This is a genomic window from Streptosporangium sp. NPDC053982 (assembly GCF_055585205.1).
Map to the genome: position 1 here is coordinate 377,966 of NZ_JBVJKQ010000007.1, position 16,923 is coordinate 394,888.

The 16,923-nt window shown below is 72.9% G+C and carries 11 protein-coding genes; 10 read left to right on the forward strand and 1 reads right to left on the reverse strand.

Features of this window, described 5'->3' with window-relative positions; translation table 11 throughout:
* Positions 1–117 precede the first annotated feature (117 nt).
* Genes ACZ6W9_RS15230 through ACZ6W9_RS15260 form a run of 7 tightly spaced genes read left to right on the forward strand, consistent with a single transcriptional unit; the run spans position 118 to position 12,309 of the window.
* Complete coding sequence (locus ACZ6W9_RS15230) at positions 118–1,089, forward strand: DUF1702 family protein (protein WP_389963526.1); 972 nt, start codon at positions 118–120, stop codon at positions 1,087–1,089.
* The gene (locus ACZ6W9_RS15235) at positions 1,086–3,044 is read left to right on the forward strand and encodes a CRTAC1 family protein (RefSeq protein WP_389963529.1); all 1,959 of its coding nucleotides are present in this window, start codon (positions 1,086–1,088) and stop codon (positions 3,042–3,044) included. The genes ACZ6W9_RS15230 and ACZ6W9_RS15235 overlap by 4 nt, the downstream gene beginning before the upstream one ends.
* 4 nt (positions 3,045–3,048) lie before the next feature.
* Positions 3,049–4,020 carry an enediyne biosynthesis protein gene (locus tag ACZ6W9_RS15240; RefSeq protein WP_389963532.1) on the forward strand — a complete coding sequence of 324 codons (972 nt, stop codon included), beginning with the start codon at positions 3,049–3,051 and terminating at the stop codon, positions 4,018–4,020.
* Positions 4,017–9,875 carry a type I polyketide synthase gene (locus ACZ6W9_RS15245; RefSeq protein WP_389963535.1) on the forward strand — a complete coding sequence of 1,953 codons (5,859 nt, stop codon included), beginning with the start codon at positions 4,017–4,019 and terminating at the stop codon, positions 9,873–9,875. The genes ACZ6W9_RS15240 and ACZ6W9_RS15245 overlap by 4 nt, the downstream gene beginning before the upstream one ends.
* On the forward strand, positions 9,872–10,306 hold the full coding sequence (locus ACZ6W9_RS15250) for an acyl-CoA thioesterase (protein ID WP_362941906.1): 435 nt from the start codon (positions 9,872–9,874) through the stop codon (positions 10,304–10,306). The genes ACZ6W9_RS15245 and ACZ6W9_RS15250 overlap by 4 nt, the downstream gene beginning before the upstream one ends.
* Before the next feature lie 21 nt (positions 10,307–10,327).
* Complete coding sequence (locus ACZ6W9_RS15255) at positions 10,328–10,867, forward strand: flavin reductase family protein (protein WP_389963538.1); 540 nt, start codon at positions 10,328–10,330, stop codon at positions 10,865–10,867.
* Positions 10,864–12,309: a cytochrome P450 gene (locus ACZ6W9_RS15260; protein WP_470118187.1), complete on the forward strand. Its 1,446-nt coding sequence runs from the start codon at positions 10,864–10,866 to the stop codon at positions 12,307–12,309. The genes ACZ6W9_RS15255 and ACZ6W9_RS15260 overlap by 4 nt, the downstream gene beginning before the upstream one ends.
* Positions 12,310–12,450: 141 nt before the next feature.
* Here the strand turns inward: ACZ6W9_RS15260 and ACZ6W9_RS15265 are convergent, their stop codons facing one another.
* Entirely contained in the window at positions 12,451–13,305 is an 855-nt protein-coding gene (locus ACZ6W9_RS15265) for a helix-turn-helix domain-containing protein (protein WP_389963544.1), read from the reverse strand.
* Between the two features lie 792 nt (positions 13,306–14,097).
* On the opposite strand from ACZ6W9_RS15265, the gene ACZ6W9_RS15270 reads away from it, so the two are divergent.
* From ACZ6W9_RS15270 to ACZ6W9_RS15280, 3 genes are read left to right on the forward strand one after another with little or no spacing between them, the layout of a single operon-like run.
* Positions 14,098–14,661: a SigE family RNA polymerase sigma factor gene (locus ACZ6W9_RS15270; RefSeq protein WP_389963547.1), complete on the forward strand. Its 564-nt coding sequence runs from the start codon at positions 14,098–14,100 to the stop codon at positions 14,659–14,661.
* A gap of 15 nt (positions 14,662–14,676) precedes the next feature.
* Complete coding sequence (locus ACZ6W9_RS15275) at positions 14,677–15,249, forward strand: DUF5987 family protein (RefSeq protein WP_389963550.1); 573 nt, start codon at positions 14,677–14,679, stop codon at positions 15,247–15,249.
* Positions 15,246–16,898, forward strand: a complete 1,653-nt coding sequence (locus tag ACZ6W9_RS15280) for an FAD-dependent oxidoreductase (RefSeq protein WP_389963553.1) — start codon at positions 15,246–15,248, stop codon at positions 16,896–16,898. The genes ACZ6W9_RS15275 and ACZ6W9_RS15280 overlap by 4 nt, the downstream gene beginning before the upstream one ends.
* Positions 16,899–16,923: the final 25 nt, after the last annotated feature.

Sequence of the window (16,923 nt, forward strand, 5' to 3'; positions counted from 1 at the left end):
CCCTGCCGGAAAGCGTGCCGGATGAGCACTTCCGAAGTGGAGGGCCCAGCTCGGCATATGCGTGAATCTATCAAAGGACACCTGTTGACGAGGGGTGGAGGGGTTGGGTTGGCCAGCATGTTCCGGTCATTGAGGCGTCGTGTCCTGACGCCGGACATATCAGAGACGAAACTTGCCACCCGGGGTTTCCACGTGAAGGACGACGCGTCCCGGGAATTGCTGGAGACGGTCGGCGAGACATTTCTCACCGGCTACGCCTTCGCGGCCGAGACCCGTTCCGCGGCCGAGGCCGAGGAACGCCTGGAGGAGATCCCCCGGCGCTTCCGGGGCTTCGCCTACGAGGGCGCGGGCATGGCCTTCGCGATCCTCGACCGGCTGACGCCGGGCGGCGGGCACCGTACCGCCGACTCCCTCGCCGGACGGGGTGACGCCCACAACTACATGATCTACGTCGGCATCGGCTGGGCCATGGCGCGGCTGCCGCGCTTCCTGTGGCCGGACAGCCGGGGGCTGGACCCGCTGCTGCTTTGGCTCGTCCACGACGGCTACGGCTTCCACCAGGCCTACTTCCACACCCGGAAGTACGTGCACGAGCAGTACCGCGAGACGCGCTTCCCCTGGCCGGCCGGCGGGCCCGAGGCGTACGCCGCCCGCGCCATCGACCAGGGCATCGGCCGCGCGCTGTGGTTCGTCGGCGGTACCGACGTCGAACACGTCGTCTCGCTGGTCGAGCGGTTCCCCGCCTCGCGCCGGGCCGACCTGTACGCCGGCGTCGGCCTGGCCGCGACCTACGCGGGAGGCGCGCCCGAGGACGAGCTGCTGGAGCTGCGCGAGCGGGCCGGGACGCACCGGCCGCAGCTCGCCCAGGGCAGCGCGTTCGCGGCCGAGGCCCGGGTCCGCGCCGGCCTGCTGGTGCCGCACAACGAGGTCGCGACCCGGGTGCTGTGCGGCACCACGCCTGAGGACGCCGCCCTGACCAGCCGCCGGACCCGCCCCGACGGGCCCGTCTCCGGCGACCTGCCCGCCTACGAGGTGTGGCGGCGCCGCATCGCCAATGAATTCGCATTTGCTGGAGGTGTTACTCCGTGACCACGACAGCTGGCTGGCTGCGCAGGCAACTGCCGGGAATCGTCGCCCTCGTCATGATGGCGGCCCTTTTCGTGGCGGGCCGCCCGTCCTTCGCCTCCGAGGAGGAGAAGGCCGGACTGGCGAGCGCCTACGCGTTCGAGCCGATGAGCATCGCGCTGCCCGCCGGGTACACGCAGAAGACGGTTCGCAAGGTGAACCAGCGCTACAGCAACATCGACGCCTGGATCTCCTCGGTCGGGGCCGGCATCGCCATGAACGACCTCGACATGGACGGCCTGTCCAACGACCTGTGCGTCACCGACACCCGGATCGACCAGGTCGTGGTGACCCCCACCCCCGGCGCGAAGGCCGACCGCTACCGGCCGTTCGCGCTGAACCCCGGCTCGCTGCCGATGAGCGACACGATGGCGCCCATGGGCTGCCTGCCCGGTGACTACAACGAGGACGGCCGTACCGACCTGCTGGTCTACTTCTGGGGCCGCACGCCGATCGTCTACCTCGCCAAGAGCGGTGCCACGCAGCTCTCCGCGGACGCCTACGTGCCCACCGAGCTGGTGGCGGGCGTCGGCACGGCGAAGTACACCGGGCCGCAGTGGAACAGCAACACCGCCACCGCCGCCGACTTCGACGGCGACGGCCACCTGGACGTCTTCATCGGCAACTACTTCCCCCACGGCCCCGTCCTGGACCCGAAGGTCAACGGCGGCGTGGAGATGAACGACTCCATGTCGGCGGCCGTCAACGGCGGCGAGGACTACTTCTTCCGCTGGACCGGCGCCACCGCCGGCGAGCAGCCGACGGTCAGCTTCGCCAAGCTCGACGACGTCCTGCCCGTGAACGTCTCCAAGGGCTGGGAGCTCGGCGCCAGCACCGCCGACCTGGACGGCGACCAGCTGCCCGAGCTGTTCCTGAACAACGACTTCGGCAAGGACCGGCTGCTGTACAACCGCTCCACCCCCGGCCGCATCGCCTTCTCCCTCGTCGAGGGCAAGTCCTCGCCGATCGTGCCCAAGTCCAAGGTGCTGGGCCACGACTCGTTCAAGGGCATGGGCTCCGACTTCGGCGACCTGGACGGCGACGGCCTCTACGACATCTTCGTCAGCAACATCACGACCTCCTTCGGCATCGAGGAGAGCAACTTCCAGTTCATGTCCACCGCCAAGGACCGGGCCGAGGTCGGCTCCGAGCTGAAGCGCGGCGTCGCGCCGTTCGCCGACCGCAGCGCCCCGAGCCGCACCGCGTGGTCCGGCTGGGGCTGGGACGTCAAGATCGACGACTTCGACAACGGCGGTGTCCCGGCGATCGTCCAGGCCACCGGCTTCGTCAAGGGCGACGTCAACCGCTGGCCGCAGCTGCAGGAGCTCGCCACCGCCAACGACGGCGTGCTGCGCAACCCGCACTCCTGGCCGACCGTCCACGAGGGCGCCGACATCGGCGGCAACCAGACGCTCGCCTTCTTCGTCAAGGACGCGAAGACGGGCCGCTACGCCGACCTGTCGCCGCAGCTCGGCATGGCCATCCCGGTGCCCACCCGCGGCATCGCCACCGGTGACGCCGACGGCGACGGACGGCTCGACATCGCGGTCGCCCGCCAGTGGGACGCCCCGGTCTTCTACCACAACCAGAGCCCGTCCCCCGGCGCGTTCCTGGAGCTGCGGCTGAACCACGAGAACGCCGCCGGCGCCGCCCCGTCCGCCGCCTCGCCCGCGATCGGCGCCGAGGTGAAGGTGACCCTTCCCGGCGGCCGCGTCGCCATCGGCAAGGTCGACGGCGGCAGCGGCCACTCCGGCCGCCGCAGCCACGAGGTGCACATCGGCCTCGGCCGGGACGTCACCGGCCCGCTGCCGGTGCACCTGACCTGGCGCGACCGGACCGGACAGGTCCACGAGCAGGATCTTCAGCTGACCCCGGGCCGGCACACCGTGCAGCTCGGCTCGCAAGCGAAGGAGCAGTGACGACATGGCCGAGAAAGCCAAGACGCCTCCGCGGCACGACCCGAAGGTCATCACGGCCCTGCGCCGGTTCGCCCTCTCGATCACGGTCTTCAACATCCTCGGCTACACGGTCCTCGGATTCGAGCAGCCCTGGACGTGGCCCCTCATCGCCCTGGCGACCGCCTACACCACCGAGATCGTCCTGGAGCTGATCGGCGCCAGGGTCGAGGGCCGCACCCCGCGCTTCCGCGGCAACGGCCCGCGCGGCGTGATGGAGTTCCTCTACCCGGCGCACATCAGCGGCATCGCGATGAACATGCTGATCTACGTCAACGACCAGGTCCTGGTGATGATGTTCGGCGTCGTCGTCGCCGTCGGCACCAAGTGGGTCATCCGGGCCCCCGTCCGCGGCCGGCTGCGCCACGTGATGAACCCCTCCAACTTCGGCATCGCCGTCATCCTGCTGCTGTTCCCGTGGGCCAGCATCGCGCCGCCGTACCACTTCAGCGAGAACGTCACCAACCCGATCGACTGGATCATCCCCTGCGTGATCATCGTCTTCGGCACCATGCTGAACGCCAAGCTGACCAACCGCATGTGGCTGATCGGCGCCTGGGTGATCGGCTTCGCCCTGCAGGCCGTCGTGCGCAGCGTCATCCTCGACGACGTCGCCCTCCTCGGCGGCCTGGCCATGATGACCGGCGTGGCGTTCGTCCTGTTCACCAACTACATGATCACCGACCCGGGCACCACGCCGTCCAAGCCGCTGTCGCAGGTCGCCTTCGGCGGCGGCGTCGCCCTGGTGTACGGCCTGCTGACCGGCATGAGCATCCCCTACGGCATCTTCTTCGCCACCGCGACCGTCTGCCTGGTCCGCGGCGCCTTCCTGTGGTCCCTGCACATCGTCGGCAAGGCCCGCGAGCGGGACGCGGCCCAGGTCAGCGCGGCGGCCGAGCAGGCCCTCGCCCCGGCCCGGAAAGAGGTCGCGAAAGTATGACCAGGCTCGCCATCGTCGGCATGGCATGCCGTTACCCGGATGCCACCTCGCCGCGGGAGCTGTGGGAGAACGCCGTCGCCGGGCGGCGGGCCTTCCGCCGGCTGCCCGACGTGCGGATGCGGCTCGACGACTACTGGGACCCCGACCCCACGGCCCCCGACCGCTTCTACGCCCGCACCGCCGCGGTCATCGAGGGCTACGAGTTCGACCGGCTCGCCTACCGCGTCGCCGGCAGCACCTACCGCTCCACCGACCTGACCCACTGGCTCGCCCTCGACACGGCCGGCCGGGCGCTGGCCGACGCCGGCTTCCCCGACGCCGAGGGCCTGCCCCGCGAGCGCACCGGCGTGGTGGTGGGCAACACCCTCACCGGTGAGTTCACCCGGGCCAACGTGCTGCGGCTGCGCTGGCCGTACGTGCGCCGGACCCTCGCCGCGGCGCTGAAGGAGCAGGGCTGGGACGACGGGCGGCTGGAGGCGTTCCTCGCCGACTACGAGGCCGCCTACAAGAGCCCGTTCCCGCCCATCGACGAGGACACCCTCGCCGGTGGCCTGTCCAACACCATCGCCGGGCGGATCTGCAACCACTTCGACCTCAACGGCGGCGGCTACACCGTGGACGGCGCCTGCTCGTCGTCGCTGCTGTCGGTGGTGACCGCCGGCAAGGCGCTGGCCGACGGCGACATCGACGTCGCCGTCGCCGGCGGGGTGGACCTGTCCATCGACCCGTTCGAGATCGTCGGGTTCGCCAAGACCGGGGCGCTGGCCAAGAACGACTTCCGCCTCTACGACCGCCACTCCAACGGCTTCTGGCCGGGCGAGGGCTGCGGCATGGTCGTGCTGATGCGGGAGAGCGACGCGCTGGCCGCCGGGCACCGGATCTACGCCACCGTCGCCGGCTGGGGCATCTCCTCCGACGGCCGGGGCGGCATGACCCGGCCGGAGGTCAGCGGCTACCAGCTCGCCCTGCGCCGCGCCTACGAGCGGGCCGGGTTCGGCATCGAGACCGTCCCCCTGTTCGAGGGCCACGGCACCGGCACCGCCCTGGGCGACGCGACGGAGCTGAAGGCGCTGTCGGGCGCCCGCTCCGCCGCCGACCCCTCGGCGCCGCCCGCCGCGGTCGGCTCGATCAAGGGCATGATCGGCCACGCCAAGGCCGCGGCCGGCGTGGCCGGCCTGATCAAGGCCGTGATGGCGGTGCACGGGCAGATGCTGCCCCCCACCGTCGGCTGCGTCGACCCGCACCCGGTGCTGGCCGAGGAGGGGGCGGCCCTGCGCGTGCTGCGCAAGGCCGAGCCCTGGCCGGACGGGGCCCCGCTGCGGGCCGGCGTCACCGCCATGGGCTTCGGCGGCATCAACACGCACGTCGTGCTGGAGAACGCCGCCCCCCGGCGGCGTTCCCCGCTGCCGGGCCGCGCCCGCGCCCTGGCCGCCTCGCTGCAGGACGCCGAGCTGCTGCTGGCCGACGCGGCCTCGCCGCAGGCGCTGCGCGAGCGGCTCACCGAGCTGGCGGACTTCGTGCCGAAGGTGTCCTACGCCCAGCTCGCCGACCTGGCCGCGACGCTCCAGCGGGAGCTGCGCGGCCTGCCGTACCGGGCCGCGGTGGTCGTCACCTCCCCGGAGGACGCCGAGCGGCAGCTCCAGCGCCTGATCACCGCGCTGGAGGCGGGCGAGACCGCCGTGCTCGCCCCGGACGGCCGCGCCTTCCTCGGCCGGGCCGGCGGCCCGGCCAGGGTCGGCTACCTCTTCCCCGGCCAGGGGTCGGGCCGTGGCACCAGCGGGGGCGCGCTGCGCCGCCGCTTCGCCGAGGTCGAGGAGCTCTACCTGCGGGCCGCGCTGCCCGAGGGCGGCGACACGGTGGCCACCGCCGTCGCCCAGCCGCGCATCGTCACCGGCTCCATGGCCGGTCTGCGCGCCCTCGCCCTGCTGGGCGTGGACGCCGACGTCGCGCTCGGCCACAGCCTGGGCGAGCTGTCGGCCCTGCACTGGGCCGGCGCGATGGACGAGGACACCCTGCTGCGCGTGGCGACCGTACGGGGACAGGCGATGACCGAGCACAGCGCCTCGGGCACCATGGCCGGCGTCCGCGCCACCCCCGGCACGGTGACCGGCCTGATCGGCGACCTGCCCGTCGTCATCGCCGGCTACAACGGCCCCGGCCAGACCGTCGTCGCCGGGCCCGTCGACGCGGTCGAGACGGTCGGGCGCCGCGCCGCCGAGGCCGGTCTGACCTGGACCCGGCTGCGGGTGTCGCACGCCTTCCACTCGCCGCTGGTCGCCCCGGCGGCCGAGGTCCTCGGCGCCCGCCTGGCGGACGAGGACTTCGCCCCGACGGACCGCCGCGTCGTCTCCACCGTCACCGGTGAGGACCTGGCGCCGGACACCGACGTCCCGGCGCTGCTGCGGCGGCAGATCACCGAGCCCGTCCGGTTCACCCAGGCCGTACGGCAGGCCGCCCCCGGCGTCGACCTGTTCGTCGAGGTCGGCCCGGGACGGGTGCTCAGCGGCCTGGCCGCGAACATCACCGACGTGCCGGTGGTCGCGCTGGACACCGACGACGAGTCGCTGACCTCGCTGCTCCGCGTGGCCGGCGCCGCCTACGTCACCGGCGTGCCCATCGCGCACGAGGAGCTGTTCCACGGCCGCCTCGTCCGGCCGCTGGAGGTGGGGGAGGAGTTCTCCTTCTTCGCCAGCCCCACCGAGCAGGCGCCGCAGATCGGGATCGGCGCGGCCCACCGCGTCACGGAGGCCGCCCCCTCCGCCGCACCGGCCGCCGAGGCCGGGCAGTCCGTCGCCGCGGCGGGTCAGGAGGGCGAGACGACCATCGACCTGCTGCGCCGCCTGGCCGCCGAGCGCGCCGAGCTGCCGCTGGAGATGGTCACCGAGGACAGCCGTCCGCTGGACGAGCTGCACCTCAGCTCGGTCACGGTGATGCACATCATCGACCAGGCCACCCAGCGGATGGGCGTGCCCGCCGCGCAGGCCCCGACGAACCTCGCCACCGCCAGCCTCCGGGAGCTGGGCGAGGCGCTCGACGGCCTGGCCAAGGCCCCCCAGGCGCAGCCCGCGAAGATCGTGGCCGGCGCCGCCGCGTGGGCCCGGCCGTTCGCGCTCGACCTGGACGAGATGCCGCTGCCGGAACGGCCCGCGGTGCGCGAGAGCGGCCAGTGGCGGCTGTTCGCCGGCGCCGGCTCCCCGATCGCCGAGCCGCTCCGCCAGGCCCTCGAGAACGGGAGAGTCGGATCAGGTGTCCTGGTGTGCCTACCGCCGGAGTGCCGGAGGGAAGACCTGGAGCAGGCGCTGCTCGGCGCCAAGGCGGCCGTCGCCGGTCCCGCGGGCACCCGGTTCGTGCTGGTTCAGCACGGCCGGGGCGCGGCCGGCCTGGCCAAGACGCTCCAGCTGGAGACCCCCCAGCTCCGCGTCACCATCGTGCACGTACCGGCGGCCGCCGAGGCCGTCGGCTGGGTGGTAGACGAGGTCGCGGCCACCACCGGCTACGCCGAGGCGTACTACGACGCCTCGGGCGTGCGGCGGGTGCCCACCATGCGCGCCCTGCCGGTACGGCCGGCCCGCACCGAGCAGCCGCTCGGCGCGGAGGACGTCCTGCTGGTCACCGGCGGCGGCAAGGGCATCACCGCCGAGTGCGCCCTGGCCGTCGCCGCCGACAGCGGCGCCAGGCTGGCCGTGCTCGGCCGGTCCGACCCGGCGGAGGACACCGAGCTGGCGGCCAACCTCCGCCGGATGACCGAGGCCGGGGTGGCCGTCCACTACGCCCGCGCCGACGTCACCGACGCCGGGCAGGTCCGCCGCGCCGTCGCCGAGGCCCAGGCGGCGCTCGGGCCGGTCACCGCCGTGCTGCACGGCGCCGGCCGCAACGAGCCGGCCGCGCTGACCAGCCTCGACATGGCCGCCTTCGCCCGCACCTTCGCCCCCAAGGTGGACGGCCTGCGCAACGTGCTCGACGCCGTCGACGTCGCCGGGCTGCGCCTGCTCGTCACCTTCGGCAGCATCATCGGCCGCGCCGGGCTGCACGGCGAGGCCCACTACGCCACCGCCAACGAGTGGCTGGCCGAGCTCACCAGGGAGGTGGCCGACAAGCACCCCCGCTGCCGCGCCGTCTGCATGGAGTGGTCGGTCTGGTCCGACGTCGGCATGGGCGAGCGGCTGTCGGTGGTGGAGGGGCTGACCCGCCAGGGCATCACCCCGATCACCCCGCAGCAGGGCGTGCAGATCATGCGCCGCCTGGTCGCCGACCCCGACGTCCCGCCCGTCGTGGTCATCAGCGGCCGTACCGAGGGCATCGACACCGTCCGCTACGACCTGCCGCCGCTGCCGCTGCTGCGCTTCGTCGGCAAGCCGCTGATCCGCTACCACGACGTCGAGTTCGTCACCGACGTCGAGGTCAACCCCGGCACCGACCTCTACCTCGCCGACCACCTCCTCGACGGCAACCTGCTGTTCCCGGCGGTGATCGGCATGGAGGCCATGGCCCAGGTCGCCCACGCCGCCACCGGGCGGCAGGGCGCGCCGGTCGTCGAGCACGCCGAGTTCCTGCGGCCGATCATCGTGCCGCCGGACGGCAGCACCACGCTGCGGATCGCCGCGGCCGTCACCGACGACGACACCGTCGCGGTCACGATCCGCAGCGCCGAGACCGGCTTCGACGTGGACCACTTCCGCGCCCGGCTCGCCTACACCGGCGAGCCCGCGCCGCAGGGCCCGCCCGGACAGGTCGCCGACGGCCTGCCCGCGGTGCCGCTGGACCCGGGGACGGAGATGTACGGCGACGTGCTGTTCCAGGGGCGGCGCTTCCACCGGCTGCGCCGCTACCACCGGGCCGCGGCCCGCCACGTCGACGCCGACGTCGCGGCGCTGGAGTCCGGCGACTGGTTCGCCCGGTACCTCCCCGGGGACCTGCTCCTGGGCGACCCGGGCATGCGCGACGCGCTCATGCACGGCAACCAGGTCTGCGTCCCGGACGCCACGCTGCTGCCCACCGCGATCGAGCGGGTGCACGCCGGCGGCGCGGCGCTCGCCGAGGCCGGGGAGCTCCGCTACTGCGCCACCGAGCGCAGCCGCGAGGGCGACACGTACATCTACGACATCGCGGTGCGCACCCCGGCCGGCGACGTCGTGGAGCGCTGGGACGGCCTGCGGCTGCAGGCCGTACGGAAGAAGGACGGGCGGGGCCCCTGGGTGACGCCGCTGCTCGGCTCCTACCTGGAGCGGACCGTCGAGGACCTCGTCGGCGTCCGGGTCGCGGTCGCCGTCGAGCCCTTCACCGCCGCCGACGCCGCCGGCGGTCCCGCCGGGGCGGAGGACGGCGAGGCGGCCCGGGAGCGGGCGGCCGTGGGGCTGGGCCGGGCGCTCGGCCGTCCGGTCGCACCCGGCGCGCCGGGGACCGGCGGCGAGGCCGGCGCCGAGATCGACGGCGCGACGGTCTCCGTCGCCCACGGTCCCGGCGTGACGCTCTGCGTCGCCACCCTCGGCACGCTCGGCTGCGACGTCACGGGGGCCGCCGCGCGGACGCCCGCGGAGTGGGCGGCCCTGCTGGGACCGCACACCCCGCTCGCCGAACGGGTCGCCTCCGTCACCGGCGACGGCCCCGACACCGCCGCCGCGCGCGTCGCCGCGGCCGCCGCGTCCCTGACGCGGGCCGGCCTGCCGAAGGAGTCGTCCCTGACCCTGACGGGGGAGGGGAGCGGCGCCTGGGCCGTGTTCGCCGCCGACGGCGTGCGCGTCGCGACGCTCGTCACGACCCTGCGGGACGCCCCCGACCCCGTCGTCTTCGCGATCTGCGTCCCGGAACGGACGCCGGTCGCGAGCGAGCAGCCAGAAGGGCGGTCACAGGAATGAGCAAGTACTACGAATACCTGCACACGGTCGGTTTCGAGGAGACCAACATCGTGGGCAACGTCTACTACGTCAACTACCTGCGCTGGCAGGGCCGCTGCCGGGAGATGTTCCTCAAGGAACGCGCCCCGGAGGTCCTCGCCGACCTGCAGGACGACCTGAAGCTGTTCACCCTCAAGGTCGACTGCGAGTTCTTCGCCGAGATCACCGCGTTCGACGAGCTGTCCATCAGGATGCGCCTGCTGGAGCTGGGACAGACCCAGGTGGAGTTCGGCTTCGACTACGTACGGCTCGGCAAGGGCGACGGTGAGGGCGAGACCCTCATCGCCCGCGGCAGGCAGCGGGTGGCCTGCATGCGCGGGCCCAACACCCGCACGGCACCAGCCAGGGTCCCCGAGCCGCTCGTCCGGGCGCTCGAACCGTATGCCAACTAGGCGCGGATCCAGGAGGTCAGCGTGAAAGTCGACCAATCTACGACGTCTTCCACGGTGGATGACGCCAAGGCGTTGCGGCGGGCGTTCGGAGCCTTCGCCACCGGCGTCACCGTGGTGACGACGGGAGGGCCCGTTCCGCACGCCATGACCGCCAACTCCTTCACCTCGGTCTCGCTCGACCCGCCGCTGGTGCTGGTCTGCATCGACCGGGGAGCGGTCATGCACCAGTGCCTCAGCATGACGGGGGTCTTCGGGGTCTCGGTGCTGGGCGCCCGCCAGGAGAAGGAGGCGCGGCACTTCGCCAACCGCTACCGGCCGATGGGCATGGCGCAGTTCGACCCCGTCGAGTGGCTCCCCGGCGAGCTGACCGGCGTGCCGCTCATCGGCGGCACGGTCGCCCGCTTCGAGTGCGAGCTGTGGCGCTCCTACGACGGCGGCGATCACACGATCTTCATCGGGAAGGTCCTGGGCATGGAGCAGCAGGCCGACGGCGACGGCCTGCTGGTCTACCGGGGCCAGTTCCGGGAGGTCACCTCCTACTGGCGGGAGGTCCCGGCATGAGCCTGCTGGGGGAGCGCACCCGGCCGGCCGCCCCCGCGGCGCGGCCGGGCACGCGCCGGCGCGGCACCGGCGCGGTGCCGCCCGGCCCCCCGCTCCGCGCCACGCCGGGCCTGTTCGCCAAGCTCGTGACCGACCGCATCGGGCTGTTCGCCGAGGCGACCGCCCGGTACGGCGACGCGGTCCGGCTGTCCATCGGCCCCAAGTCGATCTACCTGTTCAACCACCCCGACCACGCCAAGCACGTCCTGGCCGACAACAGCGGCAACTACCACAAGGGCATCGGCCTGACCGAGGCCCGCCGGGTCATCGGCGACGGGCTGCTGACCAGCGAGGGCGAGCTGTGGCGGACGCAGCGCCGCACCATCCAGCCGATGTTCCAGAACAAGCGGATCGTCCACCAGGACGAGGCCGTCGCCGACGAGGCGGCGCGCCTGGTCGCGCGGCTGCGCTCCCACGCGGGCGGGCCGCCGGTGGACGTCGCCGAGGAGATGACCGGCCTGACCCTCGGGGTGCTGGGCCGTACCCTGCTCGACGCCGACCTCGGCGCCTTCTCCTCGATCGGCCACTCCTTCGAGGCGGTCCAGGACCAGGCCATGTTCGAGATGGTGTCGCTCAGCATGGTGCCGCTGTGGCTGCCGCTCCCCGGGCACCTGCGGTTCCGCCGGGCCCGCCGGGAGCTGTACCGGGTGGCCGACCACCTCCTCGCCTCCCATCTCCGGCGCCTCCTGAACGGCGATGCCGGGGACGGCGGGGACGGCGGGGGCAGCGGGGACGGTCTGGTCGGGAGGCTGCTGCGCTCCGCCGCGCAGCCGGCGGGCGATCCGCGCGCCGCCCACCGGCGGCTCCGCGAGGAGCTGGTCACGCTGCTGCTGGCCGGGCACGAGACGACGGCGAGCACGCTGTCGTGGGCCTTCCACCTCATCGACCGTCACCCGGAGGTGGGGGAGCGGCTGCGGGCGGAGGCCGTCGAGGTGCTGGGCGACCGGCCGCCCCGCTACGAGGACCTGCACCGGCTGCGGTACACGGCGATGGTCGTCGAGGAGGTCATGCGCCTCTACCCGCCCGTGTGGGCCCTGACCCGCAAGGCCCTGGCCGCCGACGAGGTCGGCGGGTACCACGTCCCCGCCGGCGCCGACGTCGTGGTGAGCACCTACACCCTGCACCGGCACCCCGGCTTCTGGGACGACCCCGACCGGTTCGATCCGGAGCGGTTCGACCCGGCTGCGCCTGCCGCCAGGCCCAGGTACGCCTACATCCCGTTCGGTGCGGGGCCGCGCTTCTGCGTCGGCAACCACCTGGGGATGATGGAGGCGACGTTCGTCATCGCCATGGTCGCCCGAGAGCTGCGGCTGACCGGCCTGCCGGGCCGCGAGGCGTTCCCGGAGGCCATGCTCTCCCTGCGGGTCCGCGGCGGCCTGCCCATGACCGTCCAGGCGGTCTGACGAGCCCGTACGGCGGGCCCCGGCGAAGGGGCCCGCCTCGCGGGCTTCTCCGCGTGTTCCGTGCCGTTACGCGCGGACGCGGAACGCGACAGGCCCCGGGCGGTGTCTCCACCGCCCGGGGGCCGCCGTGTTCCGTCTCCGTCAGTACCGGCCGCCTCCGCTCAGCGCGCCCGCCGGCCGGGCCGGGCACACCGCGCGCGCCGGCCGGTCCGGCTCCTCCTCTTCCACCGGACGGCTCGCCCCCGCGGGGTCCGACGCCGACAGCAGGTCGCGCAGCGCCAGCAGCACCGGCGGGTCGAGCGGCCGCATCGGCCGCAGCTCGATGTCGGCGAGCTGGGGTCCGGCGCCCGGTCCCACGGTGACCGGCCGGCGCGCCAGGCAGAGCGCGTCGCCGTCACCCGGCCGGTACCGGACGGCGTCCTCGTAGCCGGGGGCGACGGACTGCGCGATCAGGTGCCAGCGGCCCTCCGGAACGTCCTTGAGCACGTACGGTCCCGGGCCGTCGAGCAGCGTGTAGCAGACGGGGCGGCCCTCCAGGATCCGGTCGGGGAACAGCCCCGCGAAGATCGGCCGGTCCTTCAGCGGGGAGATCACGGTCCCGCTGACCGTCACGGCCGGGCCCGGCGCGACCCGGGCGCGGCCGTCGTCGAGGGACTGCGGGGTCACGCTCTTGAGCAGCCGGTACCGGCTGGGGGACAGCCCCACGCTGCCGGTGAACCGGGAGCTGAAGGTGCCCACGCTGGAGTAGCCGACCTGGTGGCTGATGTTGGTGATGCTCAGGGAGGTCGAGGCGAGCAGCCGCTTCGCCTCGCCCAGCCGTACGGCGGACAGGAATCGTCCCGGGGACAGCCCGGTCACCCGCTGGAAGACACGGGAGAAGTGGAACTTGCTGAACATCGCGGTCCGTGCCATGTCGTCGACGGTGATCTGGTCTCCGAGGTTCTCATGCATGCTCTCGATCACTCGCAGGACGGCTCGCTCGATTACGTCATCCATGGCTCCTCCTGGGGTCCGGAGGCTTTCTGGTGGACAGGCCCGGACGAACGGGCCTTCGAAATAGGCCGGAATCTCTCCTGGCGCGGCAGCATCCGGTGGGCGCCGTCGAGCGCTTTCTCGGAAGCGGCCTGGGATTTATTTCCTGCGTCCTTCTTCTTCGTCGACATGTACACGCGGTGAGAGCCTTCCGGCGCTGCACCGCCACGCCGATAAATTCGCCCCGATATATGGGCGATATATCCGTGACGACATGTGTTCGGAGCGTGTCCGGGGTTCTCCCGGGCTGGTCACGGGCACCTTGCCGATATCTCCACCGCCGTCTGCGGGCGGCGGAAAAGACCGCCGGAGCGGTTCTGCTCTTTCACGGCGGCGCCCCGTGCGGGCGCCTTTCCCCTAGCGTGCCCCCGCGTCCCTTCGCGTTCCTATCGCGCTCCTATCCGACCGGCTCGCGGGCCGGTCGGATGCGGAAAAGAGGCGGCGGGCCGTGCGATCCGGTGGCCGCCCGGGGATGGAGACGGCCCCGGGGCCGCCCGCCGGCGACCCTCCGCCGCCGGTCTGCGAGCTGGTCACCTGGGGAGCGTATGCCCGCTTCGCGGGCCCGAGCGCGGGTTCGCCGGTTTTCTGGGGTGGGGGTGCCCGGAGTAAGGGCAGGTCAGAAGGCTCTAGGGGTTGTTGGTCCGGAAGAGTGCGCCAATTGTGAGGAGGTCGGACAAGAAGTGCCGAAACAACTGTTTGTCAGATTTAACCCCTTTTAACGTCCTATGTTCATAGGGCGTTCTTGGAGTGTGAAAAATGGCCGGGACACGCGACGACGAGTTCGCGCACTTCGTCGAGGCATCCAGGTCCGCCCTGCGGCGCGCCGCGTTCCAGCTCTCCGACGACTGGTACGAGGCCGACGACCTCGTCCAGCGCACCCTGATGACCCTGCACCGGCACTGGGAGCGGCTGGACCACCACGAGAAGATCAACGCGTACGCGCGCACCGTCATGACACGGCTGCTCATCAGCGACCGCAGGGCGCACCGGTGGTCCCGGGAGGTGCTCGGCGACTCGGTCCCCGAGTCCGTCCCCGCCCCCGACCCCTACGCCACCCTGGGCGACCGCCTGATGCTCATGGACGCCCTCGCCGGCCTCGGCCCGCGCCAGCGGGCCGCCGTCGTCCTGCGCTACTGGGAGGACCGCAGCGTCGAGGAGACCGCCCGCGTGATGGGCAGCGGCTGCTCGACCGTGCGCAGCCAGACCGTCCGCGGCCTGGCCGCCCTCCGCTCGGCCCTCCAGGCCGAGGGCGACGGCAACGTGGAAGATGCGCCGGACGAGGCGTTGTCCGGACCATGTGGAGAACCCGAGCTCAACTAGATGCGAGGAACGCGTATGCGCCCGCCAGCTCAGAACGAACCCCAGGACGACAGGACCATGACCCTCGAGGCGTTCGCGGACACGATCATCCCCGGCGAGAAGCGCTGGCCCGGGGATCGGGCCGTCGCGGGCGCGGCGCCGGGCGGCGGCGCGGTGGCCGCCGGGGCCATCGAGCTGCTGGAATGGGACGCGACCGGTATCTCCGGTGGCCTCGCCGACTTCGCGCGGGCGCTGGACGAGCACGCCCTGGCCTACGCCGCCCAGCACGGGATCGCGCTGGAGGAGGACGTCCCGCCGTTCGTGGCCCTGGACCACGCCGGCCGTACCGCGCTGGTGGCGACGCTCACCGCGCCCGGCCACCCCGAGAAGGCCCTGTGGGTCAGCCTCGCCCTGTTCAGCAACATGGCCTACGACTCCGCCGCGCACCTGAACACCGCCGACGCCCTCGCCGCCGGCCACCCCGGGCTGACCGCGATGGGCGTCACCCGGCCCGACGCCGACGGCCTGTGGCGGTTCCCCGCCTACTCCTACGGCCGCCCCCTGGCGGACCTGCACCCGGACACGACCCCCTCAGGGAGCCCCGCATGAGCAGCCCGGAACGCACCGACGTCCTGGTGGTGGGAAGCGGCTTCGGCGGCTCGATCACCGCCTACCACCTCGCGGCCGGCGGCGCGAAGGTCGTCATCCTCGAACGCGGCCCCTGGCTGAAGAGCGACGACTTCGAGCACGACTTCAAGCTCGGATCGTCCTACACCCGCGCCTTCGACTTCGTCGTGGGCGACGGCATGAGCATCCTCGGCGGCAACTGCGTGGGCGGCGGCAGCGTCGTCTACTTCGCCGCCATGCCCCGCGCGCCGCGCTTCGTCTTCGATCGCCGCGGCGGCATCAACCGCCGCATGTGGCCCGCCGCCGTCAGCCGCGACACCCTCGACCCCTGGTACGACCGGGTCGCCGAGTCCATCCCGATCACCCACCAGGGCTGGGAGGACGCCACGTACTCCGGGGGGCTGTGGGCCGCCGCGTGCCGTCACGCAGGCCGTACGGCCAACCCCGTCCCGGCCGCCGTGGACCGGGGCAAGTGCGTCAACTGCAACTGGATGATGGCCGGCTGCCGCTTCGACGCCAAGCAGTCGCTGCTGCTCAACTACCTGCCCGCGGCCCTCGCCCACGGGGCCGAGATCCGCCCGCTGCACGAGGTGCAGCGGATCGACCGGACCGACGACGGCGGCTACCGCGTCCACTACAGCGTCGTCGACGGCGAGGACTACCGGGTCACCTCCGGCGACGGCGCGATCGACGCCAAGATCGTCATCCTCGCCGCCGGGGCCGGCGCCACCCCGGTCATCCTGCAGCGCAGCGAGGCCGGCCTCGGCCCGATGCCGCACGCCGTGGGCCGCTACTTCTCCGGCAACGGCGAGCGGCTCAACACGGCCGTCCTCAACGAGGACCGGGTGCGCGAGGTGCTCGGCCTGGACCGCGGCGACGGCCCGGCCTACGCCGCCAACCAGATCGGCAAGGGGCCGACCGTGGCCAACTGGGACCGGCTGGACGGCTCGCTGCCCGAGTACACCCGCTACTCCCTCGAACAGCTCTACTTCCCGCCGGGCCTCGGCACCATCCTCGCCCAGGCGCCCGGCGCGAACCCCGGATGGTTCGGCGTGGAGAAGAAGGAGATGCTGAAGCGCTGGCAGTCGTGGCTGATCATCTTCCAGATGATCGAGGACGACAACGAGGGCGTGTTCGGCCCGCCGCCGGCCCGCGGCAACGCCGACCGCCTGTCGCAGCAGATGCTCGGCATCGGCCGGCTCAGCTACAAGCCGACCGCCAACACGATCCGCGCCTGGGAGATGGCCGACGCCGACGTCAAGGACATCCTGGAGCGCGACGGGCTGGCCACGGTGACGCCGTGGACCAACGACCTCGTCGGCGCCTACACCGTCCACCCGCTGTCCTCCTGCCGCATCGGCGACGACCCGCACACCTCGGCCCTGGACGACCGGCACGAGCTGCGCGGCCACCCCGGCATCTTCGTCACCGACGGCTCCGCCGTGCCGGGCGCGCTGACCGTCAACCCCGCGATGACCATCGCCGCCCTGGCCGAGCGGGCCGTCCCCGGCATCGTCCAGGCGGCGCGGGAGCGCGGCGTCGAGGTCACCTACGGCGCGCCCGCCCCGGACGGCTCCACCGCCGGCCGTCGCGGCGTCACCACGTTGATCCCGGAACTCACGCGACGGTGACCGCGCCGACGGCAGGACCGGCGGG